Origin of the sequence: Polynucleobacter sp. 78F-HAINBA (genome assembly GCF_018882325.1) — a bacterium.
GTDB lineage: Bacteria > Pseudomonadota > Gammaproteobacteria > Burkholderiales > Burkholderiaceae > Polynucleobacter.
This window is the reverse complement of record NZ_JACVOQ010000004.1, coordinates 170,510-187,411: the sequence shown is the minus strand read 5'-3', so window position 1 is coordinate 187,411 and position 16,902 is coordinate 170,510. Positions and strand designations below refer to the sequence as shown.

The following is a 16,902-nucleotide window of genomic DNA, read 5'->3' as shown; positions in this document are numbered from 1 at the left end:
TCAAACCTGTGGAATAGCGCCATACGCGCCAGCCATGTACTTCGCATATAAATTATCATCCGCCCTAACGCCTTTCATGCTATCCAGGCGCCAGGCATCGCTCATACAATCTTGATTTTTTTCAACTAAAACCACTTGAGATTTATGCAGGAGGCTGAGCACCTCTACCGAATGGCAGGTGAAAATAATTTGCGCGTTTTTTGGATTAGTTTTTGGTGAAAAGAATAGATCCAGTATTGGATTGAGCATATGGGGATGAAGATCCGCCTCTAACTCATCAATGATGGCTAGACCGCCGTTATTTAATATCGGCAATATTCTTGAAAGTAATAGGTAGGCGCCTTGAGTTCCGCTCGATTCATGCTTAAACATTAGCGCATGATTGGTATCGCCTACTTTATGCAAGCCAAAGGGCACAAAAATATGCTCTTCTTTTCCAGATTCCTGGGTATGAATCTGCCTTTCCACCTTCACTCCAGAAAGGCCTAAATCCCAACCGCACAGTAGGTTATTCATTTGGTTTCGAATGAGCTCATCGCCAGCATATATTGCAGAGGCGCCAATAATCTGCTGGTCGTCCAAATGCTGACGTCCGAACACATTAACGTTGCTCAAAACAAATCCCGACACAATTTGTAGGGCAAGTGGAACTTCATATTGGGCGGCAGTGGCAATTAAGGATGCATTCTCACGAACCTTCTCAGCTTCTTTTTGTAAAAGGCCAAATTGTTTTTGCTTAATAATGTATTTGTTGTTTGCTCCATCCCAAACTCGAGTGAAAACATATGAAAAAGCACGACTTTGCTTGCAGTACAAGGATTCTGAGTAAACACGATGCTCGTCTGCATCTAGTGAATATCTCCACTCCTTTGCGTCCATTTCAAACTCAATTTCAAAATGGCTTGGCTGATCTTTGGCTGAAAAGTGTGAGGCCAAAGGAATGGGGGCGTCTACCTTATTTTGAAATGAATGTTTAATAAACCAGTCTAAAAAGGCCATTGACTTAATCAGGGCGGTTTTACCGCTCGCATTGGGGCCAATAATAGCCATCGCCTTAGATAGTCTTTTGCCCGCAGCAGTAGTAAATGATCGATCATCATCGGGCACATGCTGACTCATTTCCATAGAAATATGGACCTCATCCAGAAAGGACTGAAAGTTTTTAACCTTGATTGAATAAAGCATTTTCTATTGTTTTCCGTTAATTTCAACAATATTTTGTTGAAATCTATTGTATACGGATATTTTTAAGCTGCCAAGGGTAATTATCCGGCTATAAATAGTGCTTTTAGCTCTTGCTGCTCATAGGGCCTCATTACAAAGCCCATAGAACTAGTGTTGGCAGTATCTTTGCGCTCTGTTTACCTTGAGGGTTAGGTAGAGTGCATTTTTCTAAAAACCGCAGGCCCAATTCCATACTGACGCTCAAATGCTTTGGTCAACTGACAGGCGGTGGAATATCCATTTACTAGGGCGATCTGTTTTAGGGAAGCTTTGGAAGTAAGCAGAATGCGTACATTATCTAGCCGCAACTTTTCAACATAATTCCGTGGGGTTTCTCCAAAGCACTGTGTGAACTTACGATAAAAGGTGCGCTCTGACATGGCCACTTGCTCCGCCATCCTTGGAATGTCAATATTCTGGTCAAGATGTTTTCCAAGCCATTCAACCAGTTTTAAAAATTTTGGCACAGCATTTTCTTGCGCTTTGAGTAATGGACTAAATTGAGATTGATAACCAGGTCGCTTTACATAAAGCACCAAACGCTTGGCAATAATGTTGGCAATTTCAGTGCCAAGATCTTGTGCCACCATTTCTAGGCTCATATCAATGCCTGTGGTCACCCCAGCAGAAGTCCAAAGTTTTCCTTGATTAACAAATAATGCGTTGGCATCAACCTCCGCCTCTGGATAAAGGGTTGCGAGTTTTTGGCAAGAGCCCCAGTGAGTTGCCACCTTCTTTTTCTTGAGTAAGCCTAGGTGACCTAGAACAAAAGCCCCAGTACAAACAGACCCATAGCGACGAGTCCTTTGAACTGTCTGCTTAATCCACTTCATGAAAGGCTCGCTCCTCGATAGTGCCTCCAATCCATCCGCACTACCGCCAGCGATTAAGAGCGTATCTATAGAGGCTAACTTAGAAGATTTGTAGCTATGGGATTGAATGTTAATTCCAGAATGACTCGAAACTAACCCTCCTTTGGCTGATACGGTCACCACTTGGTAATAGGGCTTGCCTAAGGCATCGTTGGCTGCAGAGAAAACAGAGGCGGGCCCTGTGATATCAAGAATCTGGAATCCATCAAAAGCAATGAGGGCAATTTGGCGTAATTTGGGCATTGGCAGAAATTAGCATGATTTTGTCATTTATGCCAAATCAATATTGCTTAGACTTTGATCATGCTTAATTTATGTAACGGACCGATATGAATACAAACATCGAAGTGGGCTTTTTGTTATTTCCTAATTTGACGCAGCTTGATCTCACTGGCCCCGCCCAAGTGCTTAGCCGAGTGCCCAATGCGAAAGTGCATCTAGTGTGGAAAGGCTTAACCCCAGTAATGACGGATGTCGGGTTTTCAATTAATCCAACGACAACATTTGAGACCTGCCCCCAATTAGATGTTCTTTGTGTGCCCGGCGGCTTTGGAATCGGGGAGCAGATGATTGATGAAATAACACTCTCATTCCTGCGCAAGCAAAGCATCGGCGCAAAATACATAACCTCCGTCTGTAATGGATCACTCATTCTTGCGGCTGCTGGAATCCTCAAGGGCCACAAAAGTGCGTGTCACTGGATCTGGAGCAAATATCTTCCGCTATTTGGTGTTGAGCCCATTAATCAACGAGTGGTCAAAGATGGAAAATTTATCTCTGGCGGAGGGGTAACTGCGGGCATTGATTTTGCTTATGAGCTAGCCGCAGAACTTGCAGGGGAAGATATTGCTAAGCGACTTCAGTTGGCACTTGAATATGATCCTGTGCCACCATTTAATTGTGGTTCGCCAAAAAAAGCGGGCCCAGCATTAGTGAATGAGGTACTGGCACTCCAAAAGGATCGGATTGTCGTAATGGAGACGGTGATTCAAAAGGCGGCCCTTAATTTAGGTGCGTAATGGTGGACGAATAAGTTCGTCGGGCGGATTTTCACGCTCGCATTAGCTCAACCAGGTTAAAGACTAAAACAGTTCTACATATTGGGTCTAAGCACAACAAGACTCACTACCCGCTAAGCACCGAATCTATTGGTTTCCAGCGGTTTCGAATATTCCCGAATTGGCATCGACAGCTTTGAGCTGGTGAAATTTTTATAGTATCTTCTTTATTAGAGAGCCTTTGGCAACTTCATAAATTGGAACTAAAGGTAAATACTGTTTTGCCAAATCTACAATTAAAGTTTTAATTGTTGGATTAATTTTATTTCCCAAATAAATTCCAGCGAATGCTTCAATTGGCAAATCTAATTTTTGATTTACTAATACGGGCCCATATGGAAGCGGCGGTTCGGAAATAACCACTCTGAATTCCCTTTCATCTCGCCATTTATCCAGTTTAGTAAGAGCCGTAGCAGAAAGAGTCTCCATATCTTGGTCGCATACTAAATCCCACTTAGGTCGACTTTGGACATAGTTAACTTGATAGACGGTAGAAAATTCTGGAGTGATAAAAAATTGAAAGCTAATGCCAGCATAGTCATCGGCATAATTAACCCACAAGTGATGATTGTCTGGAATATCACTTAGACTTAAAAGACGGTATTGATTTTCTATTTCTTGGTGATATTCGGGTTCAAGCTGTTTCGCATAGCTCTCAAGACCTTCTTGAGTAATGATGCTTAGCTGGTGCTGAATTTGTGCTTCCAAGGCATGAGGGTTGCTTCTTGTGGCTATGCGTCTAACCCATCTATGGACTCTTGCCCTGTATATTGGATCGGAATAATCTCCAACAGTAACTGGCGGTTTGAATTCTTCATCTTTGTCGTTTGTTTGAGATGGCCTTGGACAAAATATCTTCCTGTCTTTAATAATTTCTAATGTATGAGGCAGGTATTTTGGGGCTAGTGATTTATATTTATAGAAGTGCCCCCTTCCCATTACAACCGTCTTGGGATTTCCATAAGCATCTATTTGTTCATCATAAAGAGGTGAAACTTTTATCTTTGGCTCTAAAGGCATAAGGGAATCTTCCCACCTTTGGTCAAATCAGGCAATCTGTTAATCTCCACAAGGGTGTTGGGCAACAAAGAATGCGATTGAACGACGGAGAATTGCAATGACCAATTTAAATAAAGCAGCCTTTACAGATGATGCATTGGACAGAAAAAAACTTGCTGAGGGCATTTATAAATTGCTTGAGGGATTGCCAAAAGGTGTAGTGGCTATCGATGGAGATTGGGGTATTGGGAAGACCTGGTTCGGGGAGAACTTGGAGGCCTTAATTAAAGAGCGCAATCAATTTAATGTTGTATGGATTGATGCATTTGAGGCAGATTGGGTTGATGATCCCGCATTAACTTTAATTTCTTCAATGGGCGCAGCATTGGGTGCCGCGGAAAGAAAAAACCTTTTTGATTCCGTTGCTCCATTAATCGCAAGGGCAGTGCCAAATTTAGCAAAAGCTGCAGCTAAAACCGCAGGAAATTTAATTGGTATCAATGAAGATGTGCTCGATACAGCAGCAGATATCTTGAAAGATGAATCTGAAGAAATAATTCGCGCAAAATTAGATGAGTTGGCAGAAAGAAAAGAGGTTCTTGAGCATTTAAAAAGGCTTATAGCTAAACATATTAAAGAAGCTAAAGGTGAAAAAGTTATTGTTATTGTGGATGAGTTGGACAGGTGTTCACCAGCTTATGCAATCCGTTTATTGGAAAGACTTAAGCACCTATTTGATATAGAAGGTGTCGCTTTTCTTTTGCTGTGGAATAGGTTGCAGATTAAGCAAGCTGTTGAAGCCTTTTATGGCGCTGGGACTGACGGTTCAATGTATCTTGATAAGTTCATTGACTATCCAATTGCGATGTCATTTGCCAGTTTAAGCACCAATTCACCGCCAATGGAAAGGCTAATTAGCTTGCTTGCAGAAGAATTGGATCAACAGAGAAAGTTGCGATTCTTAGATAATTCGAGATGGTTGATCGCAATCTCCACATTGTTAAATTTAAATGCTAGGCAATGCAAGAGAATGTTGGACTGGTGGACGATGTCCTCCACCAGGAATTTTGTAGCATTAGAGTCTTGGCTTATTGGGCTAAAAGCTAAGTACCCAATGATTTATCAAGGGGTGTGTTCTGGTGAATTATCGTCCCATCATCTTGCTGCTAACTTGTTAATAAATATAAAAGAGAGTGATCAAAATTATCGGGTAGCTCAGGTTTTTTTGCGACTACATAGGAGCTATGAGCGGAATGTTTTTGATGAAAAAGATGAGGAATTAAAGCAATTCTGTGCTGGTTTTGGGGTTTCTCTATCAGAATCTATCGGGATTGCGCGCCGACATATTGAAGGCACCTTTGATTAATTACTCTTTTGTGGCGAGCGTCTAAACTCTAGACGCTTAACTTCTTCAAGCAATTCTTACAAAGACATTGATCTTTTGATTTGTCTTTAAGGGCTTGTTCTAGTTTGAACTTGTCAACTGGCACATCAAAGCACCAACATTTCTTATCGCTTGCCAATTGGCAGTCGTTGGTTTTTCCGCAGGCCGGGCAAATGGTTCCAATATCTTTTCTATTCTTTTGAGTTTGCAACAAAAGTCTTCAAGTAATTTACAAAGCTAGTGCATGACAATAAAAAATATTTGGCGTCTGCTTGCGTTAGATTTGATTCTTCCATTAGTCCGTGTCTAATGCCATTAGCATCACTTGTATAGCCATATAGACTTAAGTAGCCATTCTTTAGGGCTCCATGAAGTTTATGTTTTGACTCAAGTGTTTTAAGTATTTCGCCAAGAGTTGCATTTGGCTGATTGGTAATTATTTTTCCCATTGCTTCAACTGCTGAAATTGCTTCCTTAATTGAATTCCGATAGTCAGGATTTTCGCGACTCGATAATAGGTCTATAGAAGATTGAATGTGGTGAGATACTGGAGAAAAAATTCCCTTATATGAAATACCTTCTGATAGCGCCGAAAGTTCATGTTGGTCGGTTATTTGAATGAAGTGATTATTAAATATGCGATATGCAGACACCTCTTCAATCAAAATAGCATTTATCTTTGTCGCAAGCGGGCCATAAGGGTCTGTAGAAATTAGAAACTCGATAAAGCTAAATACTTTATGCCATGGGCATGAGAAGTAATATTCTCTGACTTGTGCCCAAGCGTGGGCATAACTTATGCCCCTATAGCTCTCAATTGCGGGCATTTTGTCTGTTGGAGTTTTAAAGAAATTTTTCCAAATTAAGTAGCAAACGCTTCCCAAGTCTTGAGTGTCAATCCACTCTATTACTTCATTCCATAAGGAATTTCGGAGCGTAGGCGAAATGGAATCAGGTTTTAGGTTCGAGGGTAGTTGGCTATGACCATTTCTTTCGCTAAAAAGCATTTATAGGGCTCCAAAAGTAATTACTCATCTTCCCATCTTTGGCCGATTGGGGCAATCCTCGCCAGCCCTATTCCATCAAGCCTCGTTAGATAGAGGATCGCTTATTGCCTGATCTAGATGGAATAAACTAATTTGCATCTAGTTGTTGCGGGACGCTTAATATTTGGATATTGAATAAAAGGGGCTGCAATGGACTACGATATTTGTAACACCTGCCTTTTAGTCCCAGTTTCTTTTACTCGCACAGAGTGTGCGGCCTGGGTTCAGGCTATAGGCTCAGTCTGCGCAATAATTCTTGGCATCTTGGCAATCATCTATCAGCAGTCTAAAGAGGAGGCTCGAAGAATAGAGGGCTCGAGGCTGGAGAGCCGCAAACAGTTAAATGCTCTGAAGTGGATATTTCTTGAAATTTCTAATCAAGCCCAAATGTGCCTGACCAAGCTAAATAGCGAGCATGTGAGATGGGATATTCAGGCAGATGAGTTTCAAGAGCTTGATAGAAGAATGCATTCCATGCCGCTATCAATAATTTCAGATGCAGGGTTAATGGCGAGAGTTCTTGAGACTTCAAGGGGATTAAGGTTAACCGTCTTGATGGTCAATGCTCTCAGCAGCCCAAGAAAAGAAGAGGCCAGGTTGATCATTTCAAGAATGATTGCAAAAACTAAAGAAGAGGCGTTAATTGGAGTAGCCGAAGTAACTCAGCTATTGGTCAAGTGCAGCTCAAGTGCGGAGTTGGAAAAAGACTGGGAGTTGATTGATAAAAGAAAAAGCAATCGAGATATGACGCTAGAAGTCTTATCAGAATTAGATCGAGCTTGATAGATAGAGGATAGTTAATTGCACGCTCTATCTAGATCAATATTCTTAATGGTGATGGAGGTAATGATTCACTTTTATTCCTGTGGAATATCGTGGCCTGCATCTCGCAATGCTTTTGCCCAGCGACGAATCGTTGCGCGTAGCGTTCGCTGCACACCATCATCGAGCGGCATAGTCGGCACCAACTCTAAGGCTTGTGCGGGCGCAAGGTAGGCGTACTCCAGTAGCGCCATACAAAACTCTCGATCTTTGTCCCGCCCTGCCGCAGCCTTTGCAAGAAAGAGATCAAGCACATCAAGGCAGTACCCCACTCGACCATTGGTATTGTTGTTTTGCACGCGATGGATACGCGACATCCAGTCTTTTGGCAGTATTGCGGTATCCGGCCCCACACCTTGAGCGTAGTAACCATAAGTCTCGTGGAATTGCGAGCCTTCACCAATTGCACCATCAATCTCATCAGCCAAGTCAGGAGCCTGTCGTGGATAGATGTCCGCTTCCATAGAAACGGTGAAGACCTTTTCTGGATTAGGCACTTGGCCCAGCATTGACTGGCTACCGATGATCACAAATTCATATTGGTTGGTGACATCGGCACTGGCGCGAATGATGTGCTCTAGCTCTTCTCGTGTCATGGTAGTTCCTTGAAGTCTTGCTCATCCTGGGCGGTAGTCAAAGAGCCACCAAAGACAACCCCTTTTTTGAGTGCACTCACATCTTTCAAAATGCGTAGGCGCACTTCATCTGGAAGGATGGTCACCAGTGGTGAAGTTTGTCTGAGTTGCTGAGCATGTCTTGTTCGGCCAAGCACTTTGCGCCAAGAGCCTGCACTTAGGATGAGTTGCCACTCACGCCATAGGCTAGCTGAGCGAGAGTCGCCAGCAGCAAGCCAACGCTCTAGGGTGTCTTGAGCCTGTAGCAGCAAGGCAGGATCAGTCTTCACTAACTGAACAGCTTCTTCATGCAGAGTAAGGCTTTGTAGATCTTGAAGTCGGTGCCCGGCGTTATCTTGCAAAACGCGTACTTGTACGTTAGGGGTAGTGCGTCTGGACCTTGCTCCTGCTGATCCGGCGGGAGCAGCTTGCATCGTATCGCCCGCCAAAAGCGCTAACTCTCCGCTAACGCCAAGAACGGACATCACTCGTAGGTAAGCGCCGATTGAAGGAGATGGATCGCCTGCTTCAATCGACCGTAGAGTATTGCGAGTAAGTTTTGCACGCGCAGATACTTCGACCGTGCCAAGCCCTTGCGCTTTACGTAAGCGCTTAATGCGATCGCCTAGTTGCAATAGCAATTGGCGCTCTAGGATGGGGCTAAGTTCAGAAGCAGTCATTTGATCATTATTTTAACCATAAACCTATTATTTGGTCAATATATTGATCAAATAATCAACCGACCAGCTGAAAACCGTTCATAAAGCTGGGGTTTAGTGGTGATATCGGTATTCCTGGGTTTTCCCGCCGAAACCATAACTAGCCGCCCTTACATCTTGCACATAGATGTAACTCTCTTCATGCAGATTGCCTAGGATTTGTTCAAACCCCGCAAAAGCCTCTTTAATATACCGAGCCTTTTCATCTTTAGTATTGGTTTCATCGGTAATCTTAATATCAAAGTAAAAGCTGTTTTTACCCTGCTCGCTCAGTAGTTTACCGCCTACCATCCAGCAATCGGGATCAACATAGTCAATTGCGATAGCAGTGACCTCCTTTTTCTTACCCAGAATGCGATGAGTCAAATCGAGTAGTAATTCATGAATAGCTTTGGTGGTGGCAATACTCTTTTGTCCGCTCACTTTAACGTTGAGGATGGGCATGAAATTCTCCTGAGGTGGTTTGGTTGTTAATGAATAAAAAAGTTAGCTATGCAACTATAAGGTTCAGAAAATGATCATTAATCCAACTCAACAATCTACTGAAGGCGGTTGGCTGTATTGCTGGTGTAGTCAGCCTGATCTTGGCAGATGGAAGTCCCGAAATTAGAGCCAAGCCGTTGCTGTTAATCAAGAGATGTTCCCCTGCCGTAAGGAGGAAATCTCCGTCAAGATCATCAAACGTCAGCCAGATGCTGCCTTCTAGGCATTCCAGACGTGTGTTGTGTGCTTTTGAGAAGCTCACCTTATTGGTTTCAGTAACTTGGATGATGGTATTGCTAAGTTCAATATTCATTTGCTTCTCCTTGTATCTTGCTTGGTCATAAAGTTAGCTATGCAACTAATTAGGAAATAAAAAAGAGCTCACAAAAACACATTACTTTAAGGCGGAGCTAATACTTCGTATTTGATCTACAGCATCTTCAAAATGACTAGTGCCTAAAGATTTTTTAAGACGCTTGGCTACTGCTACGCTAGCGGCATTAATGGCTTCTTTCATCTCCATGGCCTTTTTGGTGGGGTGAATCTCTTGTTCCCGGCCATCCTTCTCAGAAGCTACCCGCTTAATTAATGAGAGGCGCTCCAATCCATCTAAAGCCCTAGTCGCTGTTGGGCGGCTGATATTCATCTCACTTGCCAACTCGCTTTGCAATAGTGAAGCTTTGTTCAAAACCACTCTAAGCATGAAGGCTTGGGAAGGCGTAAGGCCAAAAGGTTTAAAAGCACTCGTCCACTCCCGCTCGAGCTGACGAGCTAGGCTGGTGGTATTGAAATAAAGACATTGTTCAAACATGGCCTTACTATACCACTATTTAGTTAGCTATGCAACTTATGTTTTAGAAATAGCTTAATCTGGGATATTGATAGATAAAATTTTCTTTTTTGCCATTGTGCCTAATACTTTTTCGATTAATTCCTGCGCCGGCATCTTATCGCCATGCTTTGAGTCCAGGGTGAGAGAGGCGTTATATGCAATAGCATCTATTGTTTTTGCAATGAAATCCTTTTGCATATTAACGTCAGTCTCATCTAGCGCAAGTATCTGCTTCTTATAGCTATCATAAGATTTTGCTAAAGCTTCCTTATGTGCGTACTCTTGCTGCAGCCGCTGGCTTTCGCTTCTTCGTTTACTAAAAAAATATGCAAGCCATAGAACTGGACCATAAAAAGGTAACTTATTTACTAGTCTCTTAAGTACCTCATCCCAATCACCAATGGCTGAAAAGGTGAGCAAGTGTGTACCACCAATGCTATCAACGGTAAAAATTAAAGATCCGATAAATAAAATAATGAGACAGGCATAAAAGCCACGGGTATAAAATTTAATGGGATCGTCAAAAGATATCTTCATCTCCTGGTATGCGCTAGCAAGGCCAGCACTAGTGGCTCCAGGTAGTAGGTCTTCAATTTGCTTATTAAGCGCACCATATCGAGTGGCTTGTAGCTTCTCAAAATCAGATAAAGCAACAATCCTTTCTTCAAGCTCGTTTTTAAGACCACCAGTAAATTTATCGGAATCAGGGGCTTTCTTGCCAAAGATTTTTTCATAAAATACGTCGAGAGCCTTTAGACTTGTTGTTGCTGAATCCATTAGCTCAATGATTTTGGTTTGAGTCTCTATCACTTGATCTTTTACAGCTGACACCTGCGTTTTAATTGAGGGGGTATCATCGCTTCCAACAACAATTTCTTTGTACGCGGATCCAATTTTGGAGTTAGTATCGTCCGCCTCTTGAAGAAATAATTTAATCTTTTCTTCCATGCCTCCAGGGTCGTCATCCGTACCAAATAAGGTGGCTTGTAATTCTTGCGCCTTCTTTTCAATATCTCTAAGTGAGGCCGCTAATTTCTGACCTTGAGTATGCGAGGAAACTATTTCTTCGATAACCTTATCAGTCCCCAGCCTTAATTTATGCGCTGAATGATTAATAACTTCCGAATATTCTTTGGCCGCACTTTGTAAGGCGTTGCCAATTTTTCCATCGACGACCATATAAGGTCGTATGTATGAAAGAATATTATCTAAGTGGGCATTAGCCGCTTCTAATTGCCCAATATTTCTTGATGATTTGTATGCTTTGAGTTGCTGTAAGCATTCACTTACTTGGCTATTGAAGCTAGTCCAAACAGTTAAAGGGACAAACTCAGGATCCAAGGAGGAGACGATGCCATCAATATAGCCCATCGCTTTTTTTAAACGAGCCAACTCTTCCACAGAAGTTAGAACCGTAACATCGTCAATACTGGCTTCGGTTGCAGCTATCTTTAACTCAGGCCATGAAGATTGAGAGATGCTTGATTCAAAACTATTTGTCCATCGTGACATGATTCAAGTGTCCTTGAGTAATTAAAAATACTAGTATTAATAATAATCCCAATTTTATTAAGGCATTAAATCAAATGGATCTAGTTCACAATATTGCAGAAGCTACTGCATTAGATAAGTAACTTTTGATTATTGGTTGTGCAGTTGATTTAAAAAATGGAGATCTAAAGCTGTTGCTGGCAAACCTTTTGCCTTGAGATATACCTTTGCTGCCAGCCTTGTCTGTGGGCCGCTCACACCGTCTGCAGGGCCTGCTCTATAACCCTTTTGATTGAGCAATATTTGCACCTCACGAATTTCTGGAGAGGTCAGCGGGCGATTTGGGGCTGGAGCAACAGCAGGAGGAGCCGCAGGTTGAGTGACCGTCTTTTGATTTAAAGAAGTCAAATACCAGGTAAAAATAGCTCCAACTAATAGACCGAATGCAATTTTCCAAGGGTTAACTGTGGAGGCGGGATGTGCGCCGACATTATTTTCGACGCTCGTACTTGAATCAACTTGCTCGGCCGGAGCATCTGTTGCTTGATTTAACTTTTTCCAACTCGTAGTGTCTTGATAGGAGAGTCCGCTACCGGGAACCCCGACAGACCTACGGATTCCTTTTGAGCCAATACTCAAGCTAAACCCCCTAGGGCCCACGCCAACTCCAATACCAGTCTTACTGATATTCAAACGCAGCAACCCGCCAAGTGAAAAGACTTTACGAAAGCGTAAGCCCATGAGCGACCTTAAGCTTTTAGCTTCAAATAACTCACTACTGCGTTCCAGTCAGGAAACTCCGGTGTAGCGAAATGAATATGTTCACCCTTAAAGCAATCAACTCCATTTTTAAGGCGGTCATCTACCAAGAAGTCTCCGTCATTGAGGTTTTTATGATGACTCAGAATAAGGCGTTTATAGGCTGGCTTGCCTAGATACTCTTTTACCCAAAGCAATTTATCGGACCAAGCACTTGGGTTACCCCAAGGTGCGGTAGAAAGAATGTAGGTATCAAATAAAGTGGATAACTCTTCATAGGCAGCAATCGCCCCTGGTATAGGATCCATTAAAGAAAAGATCCCAGGAACTTCATCTAAGCGGCCATCAAATTCATCTTGGATGTGTTCCGACGTTCTTTGAATTCCACTTGGGAAATCCACTAAAACATTGTCCATATCTATATAAAGTGTTTTCATCTGCGCCCTTCTAAAGCCCCAAAAATTTATTCTACAGGGATTGTTCCATTTAAATTTTTCCAGGAAGTGGCAGAACATATCGAACATTACAGTGCGACTCATTTTGTCTCATGGTCCATGTAGTGTTACTAAGGTGCAGATTAGTAAAAGAGAGATGAGATGGGCATAATTCTGGGGATTATTTCGTTTGTAGTAAGTGGCATCATTATTTTTTATGTCGCACTTGCGTTGGGCATTGGTGGTGTATTGGTTGGTATGAAATACTGTGAAAGTAACCCAACCTCAACAAATTGCATTCAAGAGACCAAAAAATTTATCCTCGCTAATCGTAGAATTGAAGATCGTGATCTAGAGGTTGGGCACAGAGATGAGGTCAGAAATATCACGCGAAAATATAGCAACGCACTTGAGGTTCTTAATATGTCGGCTACGAGGCAAAGTGCCGAGTTACTCTCCAATATGAGTAGTCGAAGTTCTAATATGACCCAAAAGGAATATCAAGATGCCGAGGCTGCGAACCATAGGCTATATCTAACCGAGCGATCCACTATTGAAGGGCGACGGGAAAAGGAGATATCAGTCGCCGAGAGTCAATATCGGCACAAAAAAGAAGTGTTGGATAAAAAATATCGGCAGGATACGGTGACGTTATACAAACAATTACAGGCAGCCATCAAGTAGTTTTAAGTGCTTAGGCTATGTAGTTATTGAATATAGAGTTAGTAGGATTGCAGCAGATTATTAGAACCACTACATATAAATACCAAGGAAGGCGACCCAATGAGCTTAGAGAATAAATTCATAGAGAACGTATTATTAGCAAAAGAAGAATTTATAAAACTTGACCAAGTCTTAAGTCGCTTTAATATCTTTGAGGCCACTGATATGGGTCGCAGAGAGGTTAAACATACTAAATTCCTAACTTATTTACTAAACCCAAATGAATCGCATGATCTAGGCGACGCCTTTCTTAAAAACTTTCTTTTAAGAACCGTCACATCGCTAGATGCTCTGAGTGATTTTCCAAGCGTATTGGATTTGGATCTTTCGTTTGCAAGAGTGGATGCAGAATTTTCTAAATTCGAGGCAAACGGGAAAAATAAAAAAGGTACGCTTGACTGCTTAATTAGGATTCCCTATCGCGGCGCAGTCCCCACGGGCTCCCCCCAGGAAGTCATTATCGCCATTGAAAATAAGATTGATGCATCTCAAGGTCAAAACCAGCTAGAAAAATATACCAAATTACTAGAGATGTGCTTCCCCTCTAAAAATATTTATAAAATTTACCTAACTCTTGAAGAGGAAAAGCCGGATGATGCCGACTGGACTAATATCCTCTATAAAAACACAGTATTACCCGCGGTGGATTTGATAATCGAGAATTTATCTGATAAAGGCTCTACCTATATCAAAGAAATCTTGAATGACTATCGAGACTTATTAAGTGAAAATGATCCACAAGCCATAAATGCCGACGCGTTGGCCGTTGAGTTAACGCAGGATGAAAAAATTAAATCCTATGTAGAGCACCTCAAAGGCAAAGATATATCCATAGATTCAGTTGGGTCGATATACATCAAGCATAAAAAAGCGCTTGATTATTTGTACCAATTTAAACATGACGCGAGATCCAAAACATTAGAGTGGTGGGAAAGAAAGTTGCCTCAAATGAAAAATCTGGCACCTATTGATGATGGCGAAATCTTACTTTTTTATAGGGAGGCCTCCAACAGAACATACTTCCACTTCAATCTTTTGTCGGATGGAAATAGATCTGAGCTTATTAAATACGCTGATGCCCCAGATAGAGTTTGGCTAAAAAGTACTAAATGCCCGATAAATTTTGCAATAAAAATGGTTTCTGATGATGCGAGCAATACAACAAAATGTTCGGCAGCTCTAATTCTTGGTCCAATGCGATCTCAGGAAAAACGCGAAGAAATTTACGATTACTTGTGGAAAATAATTAACGGCGAACAACACAAGCCCGCATGCAATTTGTACTGGAATGCGCTAACTAACTCAAAGTCTGGCATTAAGCCAGTAAATCAGGAAGATCCCAAGGTCTGGATCGAAGAAAAAATTCTTCAAGCAGATTCAATGCATCAAATTGTTTTCAAAAAATGGGTAAAAGATCTATCGGAAAAGCTAAACCATGGCTTAACAGAGTTTTTTAATAATTAGATTCTTTCCACCCTTGAAATATCATCACCATTGCTAAGGTATCTAATTCACAATATCTTAGCAAGGCATTCTTAATATAGGTTCGCTCGTTATCAGGGAGACTCTCAAATTGCAGTCTTGCGTAGGCTGTTGAAGCTGCACCACCTTGACTGATTTCAAACTCCTCATCAGACTCTATTTGCTCAAGCTCTGATTCAGATACATCATTAAATACTGGTGGCAGCAGCTTATAGGGATCCAATACTTTCCCATCAATACTTTGCCACCAGATTTGATTTGAAAAGTTCAGACTTGTCATTCCGGGTTTGGCACCGTAAATTGGAGGCGAGTACTTCTCTTTAATGTAGTCAGAGCAAGTCATGATTGCCGGCAATACCTTCTTGATGGAGTTACTACCCTTGGTGAGCGGATGAAAGAATGCCCTCTTCGATAGCTCGCAAAGATCTACCATTGCTCTAGATCCTTCCCGCGCTGTCTTGCTACCATCTTTCTTGCGAGTAAGGCTTAATATAAATCCACGCAATTCATCTGCATCGTTTGGCGGCGCAGGGTCTTCATTTAATTCATCCAAAATGGCGTTTAATGTGGTGTTCTCATGGGGAGACCACATAAATACAGTTCCTCTATCTCCAACGGCATTTTTGAGCTCTCTGACAAATTCGTAATTAGGCTTAACTCCGGGGGTAACGCTGAGGAATTGATTTTTATGTTTTACGGTGCCATCGGTATCCATCTCATGGTGAGAGAACTGAAAAGCGATATTGGAATATGCCTTTTGACCCTTAAAGAATGGAATCGCCACTCTAGCCGTTTCAAAGTCAATGAAATGCAGCGGGTATTGCCATTGAGACGCGGCGGCTTCAATCAACTCCCTATTCAGGTAAAAGTCTCTGCCTTCAGGCATGGATTTTGATACCTGCATCCATTGGCGCTGCCTACCATTTAAACCATGGGATAAGTCATCATCTTCATTTTGCCAACCTAGATCTGATTTTTCGATATCAGAGAATTTCAGGGTGCCCTCCTGAATAAGTCTCTCCTTACCCCTAAAGCTCCAAACATCCAATACCATGCCATCATTAAAGTCTTGGGCACTCAAGCCTTTAGCCCGTTGCCAGCACTCAAATAAGCCACTCTTTAAGCTTTGCTGGGTGGGGGTATTTCGAAATTCGCATCTGACGCAATGAGCGCCTACGGGAGAATCAATTTTTTTATCACCTACATATGCATCGGACCACCGCTTAACGACATCGGGGAAAAAGCTAACAACACCAGGAGCTTCGATAGGCAGAGTCAAAATCTCATGGACATATTCATTGACGTTAACTGCTGTAAGAATGGGGTCACCAATGGAGTTTGAATTTGCAGAAGACGACACCTCAATTCCGGATCGGCCATTTGCGTGGGTTATCTTAAAAAATTGATTCAATCCATCAACCGAGCAAGCTTTCGATTTATCGGCCATCAATAAGAAGCTATCTACTTGCACCTCAGGGAATGCTAATTTAAAGACATAGGTCTGGAATGCGACATCCTGCAGATAAGGAAGCATTCCACTATTAATTCCACCACGAGCTCCCCGAAATCCATTTTCTTCGGTAGAGTCAAAAGACTTTGCCTTAACTTCAATTAGCTCAATCCGATTGCCTTGTTTGCGGATGACATCAACGCGGATAAATAGATCTTCATGTCGAATGGCAGCTTCATATAGCGTCACATTTTCTTGTTGAAGGTATTGGTTGGTCTCTTGAACTTGAGTCTCATGGGTATCGGCGGTAATCTCAACACCACCCGGATACATTAATTTGGCTAACTCCCCAACCTGAAATCCTCCCTCAGCCAAAGACTGCAAGAACGAATCTTCACTCATCGCATTGGCATACTCACGCGCTTTGCCGGTATAGAAAAGTTTTGTAGGACACTCGACTGCAGTTTTGAAACGGGACTTTGTGAGGTATCTTGGCATGGAGCGCACCGG

General features: G+C 42.2%; 19 protein-coding genes. 5 read left to right on the top strand and 14 right to left on the bottom strand.

The features are described from left to right. On the bottom strand, positions 1–1,119 hold the full coding sequence (locus tag ICN11_RS06105) for an ATP/GTP-binding protein (RefSeq protein WP_255539901.1): 1,119 nt from the start codon (positions 1,117–1,119) through the stop codon (positions 1–3). Positions 1,120–1,373: 254 nt separating this feature from the next. Beyond that, positions 1,374–2,339: a GlxA family transcriptional regulator gene (locus ICN11_RS06100; RefSeq protein ID WP_216229585.1), complete on the bottom strand. Its 966-nt coding sequence runs from the start codon at positions 2,337–2,339 to the stop codon at positions 1,374–1,376. Positions 2,340–2,425: 86 nt separating this feature from the next. Here ICN11_RS06100 and ICN11_RS06095 point away from each other — a divergent pair, with 86 nt between their 5' ends. Then, positions 2,426–3,115: a DJ-1/PfpI family protein gene (locus ICN11_RS06095; RefSeq protein ID WP_216229584.1), complete on the top strand. Its 690-nt coding sequence runs from the start codon at positions 2,426–2,428 to the stop codon at positions 3,113–3,115. Positions 3,116–3,307: 192 nt separating this feature from the next. Here ICN11_RS06095 and ICN11_RS06090 read toward each other — a convergent pair whose 3' ends face one another. Then, complete coding sequence (locus ICN11_RS06090) at positions 3,308–4,174, bottom strand: hypothetical protein (protein WP_216229583.1); 867 nt, start codon at positions 4,172–4,174, stop codon at positions 3,308–3,310. A 97-nt stretch (positions 4,175–4,271) separates the two neighbouring features. Between ICN11_RS06090 and ICN11_RS06085 the strand changes: the two genes are divergently transcribed. Next, positions 4,272–5,519, top strand: a complete 1,248-nt coding sequence (locus tag ICN11_RS06085) for a P-loop NTPase fold protein (protein WP_216120718.1) — start codon at positions 4,272–4,274, stop codon at positions 5,517–5,519. A 28-nt stretch (positions 5,520–5,547) separates the two neighbouring features. Here ICN11_RS06085 and ICN11_RS10795 read toward each other — a convergent pair whose 3' ends face one another. Together ICN11_RS10795 and ICN11_RS06075 are read right to left on the bottom strand one after the other, a co-directional pair. Beyond that, on the bottom strand, positions 5,548–5,748 hold the full coding sequence (locus ICN11_RS10795) for a cysteine-rich CWC family protein (protein WP_216229582.1): 201 nt from the start codon (positions 5,746–5,748) through the stop codon (positions 5,548–5,550). Then, positions 5,729–6,544 carry an AbiJ-NTD4 domain-containing protein gene (locus tag ICN11_RS06075; protein WP_216229581.1) on the bottom strand — a complete coding sequence of 272 codons (816 nt, stop codon included), beginning with the start codon at positions 6,542–6,544 and terminating at the stop codon, positions 5,729–5,731. Before ICN11_RS06075 ends, ICN11_RS10795 begins: the two co-directional genes overlap by 20 nt. A 189-nt stretch (positions 6,545–6,733) precedes the next feature. Between ICN11_RS06075 and ICN11_RS06070 the strand changes: the two genes are divergently transcribed. Beyond that, positions 6,734–7,366, top strand: coding sequence for a hypothetical protein (locus ICN11_RS06070; RefSeq protein WP_216229580.1), 633 nt, complete (start codon positions 6,734–6,736; stop codon positions 7,364–7,366). Positions 7,367–7,440: 74 nt separating this feature from the next. Here the strand turns inward: ICN11_RS06070 and ICN11_RS06065 are convergent, their stop codons facing one another. The 8 genes from ICN11_RS06065 to ICN11_RS06030 all read right to left on the bottom strand — a co-directional run bounded on the left by ICN11_RS06065 (position 7,441) and on the right by ICN11_RS06030 (position 12,740). Next, entirely contained in the window at positions 7,441–8,001 is a 561-nt protein-coding gene (locus ICN11_RS06065) for a DUF6036 family nucleotidyltransferase (RefSeq protein ID WP_216229579.1), read from the bottom strand. Then, a complete protein-coding gene (locus ICN11_RS06060) occupies positions 7,998–8,699 on the bottom strand; it encodes a helix-turn-helix transcriptional regulator (protein ID WP_216229578.1) in 702 nt (233 codons plus the stop codon). Before ICN11_RS06060 ends, ICN11_RS06065 begins: the two co-directional genes overlap by 4 nt. A gap of 93 nt (positions 8,700–8,792) precedes the next feature. Further along, the gene (locus ICN11_RS06055; RefSeq protein ID WP_216229577.1) at positions 8,793–9,182 is read right to left on the bottom strand and encodes a 4-oxalocrotonate tautomerase family protein; all 390 of its coding nucleotides are present in this window, start codon (positions 9,180–9,182) and stop codon (positions 8,793–8,795) included. A gap of 46 nt (positions 9,183–9,228) precedes the next feature. Beyond that, entirely contained in the window at positions 9,229–9,534 is a 306-nt protein-coding gene (locus tag ICN11_RS06050; RefSeq protein WP_216229576.1) for a DUF2917 domain-containing protein, read from the bottom strand. An 81-nt stretch (positions 9,535–9,615) separates the two neighbouring features. After that, on the bottom strand, positions 9,616–10,032 hold the full coding sequence (locus tag ICN11_RS06045) for a MarR family winged helix-turn-helix transcriptional regulator (RefSeq protein WP_216229575.1): 417 nt from the start codon (positions 10,030–10,032) through the stop codon (positions 9,616–9,618). Between the two features lie 54 nt (positions 10,033–10,086). Then, positions 10,087–11,565 carry a hypothetical protein gene (locus tag ICN11_RS06040; RefSeq protein WP_216229574.1) on the bottom strand — a complete coding sequence of 493 codons (1,479 nt, stop codon included), beginning with the start codon at positions 11,563–11,565 and terminating at the stop codon, positions 10,087–10,089. Between the two features lie 129 nt (positions 11,566–11,694). Further along, complete coding sequence (locus tag ICN11_RS06035) at positions 11,695–12,285, bottom strand: DUF4236 domain-containing protein (protein ID WP_216229573.1); 591 nt, start codon at positions 12,283–12,285, stop codon at positions 11,695–11,697. 8 nt (positions 12,286–12,293) lie between these two features. Further along, on the bottom strand, positions 12,294–12,740 hold the full coding sequence (locus ICN11_RS06030) for a hypothetical protein (protein ID WP_216229572.1): 447 nt from the start codon (positions 12,738–12,740) through the stop codon (positions 12,294–12,296). A gap of 159 nt (positions 12,741–12,899) precedes the next feature. Between ICN11_RS06030 and ICN11_RS06025 the strand changes: the two genes are divergently transcribed. Next, positions 12,900–13,421 (top strand): hypothetical protein, encoded by a 522-nt coding sequence (locus ICN11_RS06025; RefSeq protein ID WP_216229571.1) that lies wholly within the window; start codon positions 12,900–12,902, stop codon positions 13,419–13,421. 99 nt (positions 13,422–13,520) lie between these two features. Continuing rightward, a complete protein-coding gene (locus tag ICN11_RS06020) occupies positions 13,521–14,924 on the top strand; it encodes a PD-(D/E)XK nuclease family protein (RefSeq protein WP_216229570.1) in 1,404 nt (467 codons plus the stop codon). Here the strand turns inward: ICN11_RS06020 and ICN11_RS06015 are convergent. Then, positions 14,914–16,890, bottom strand: coding sequence for a DUF2779 domain-containing protein (locus tag ICN11_RS06015; RefSeq protein WP_216229569.1), 1,977 nt, complete (start codon positions 16,888–16,890; stop codon positions 14,914–14,916). The genes ICN11_RS06020 and ICN11_RS06015 overlap by 11 nt on opposite strands. Positions 16,891–16,902 lie beyond the last annotated feature (12 nt).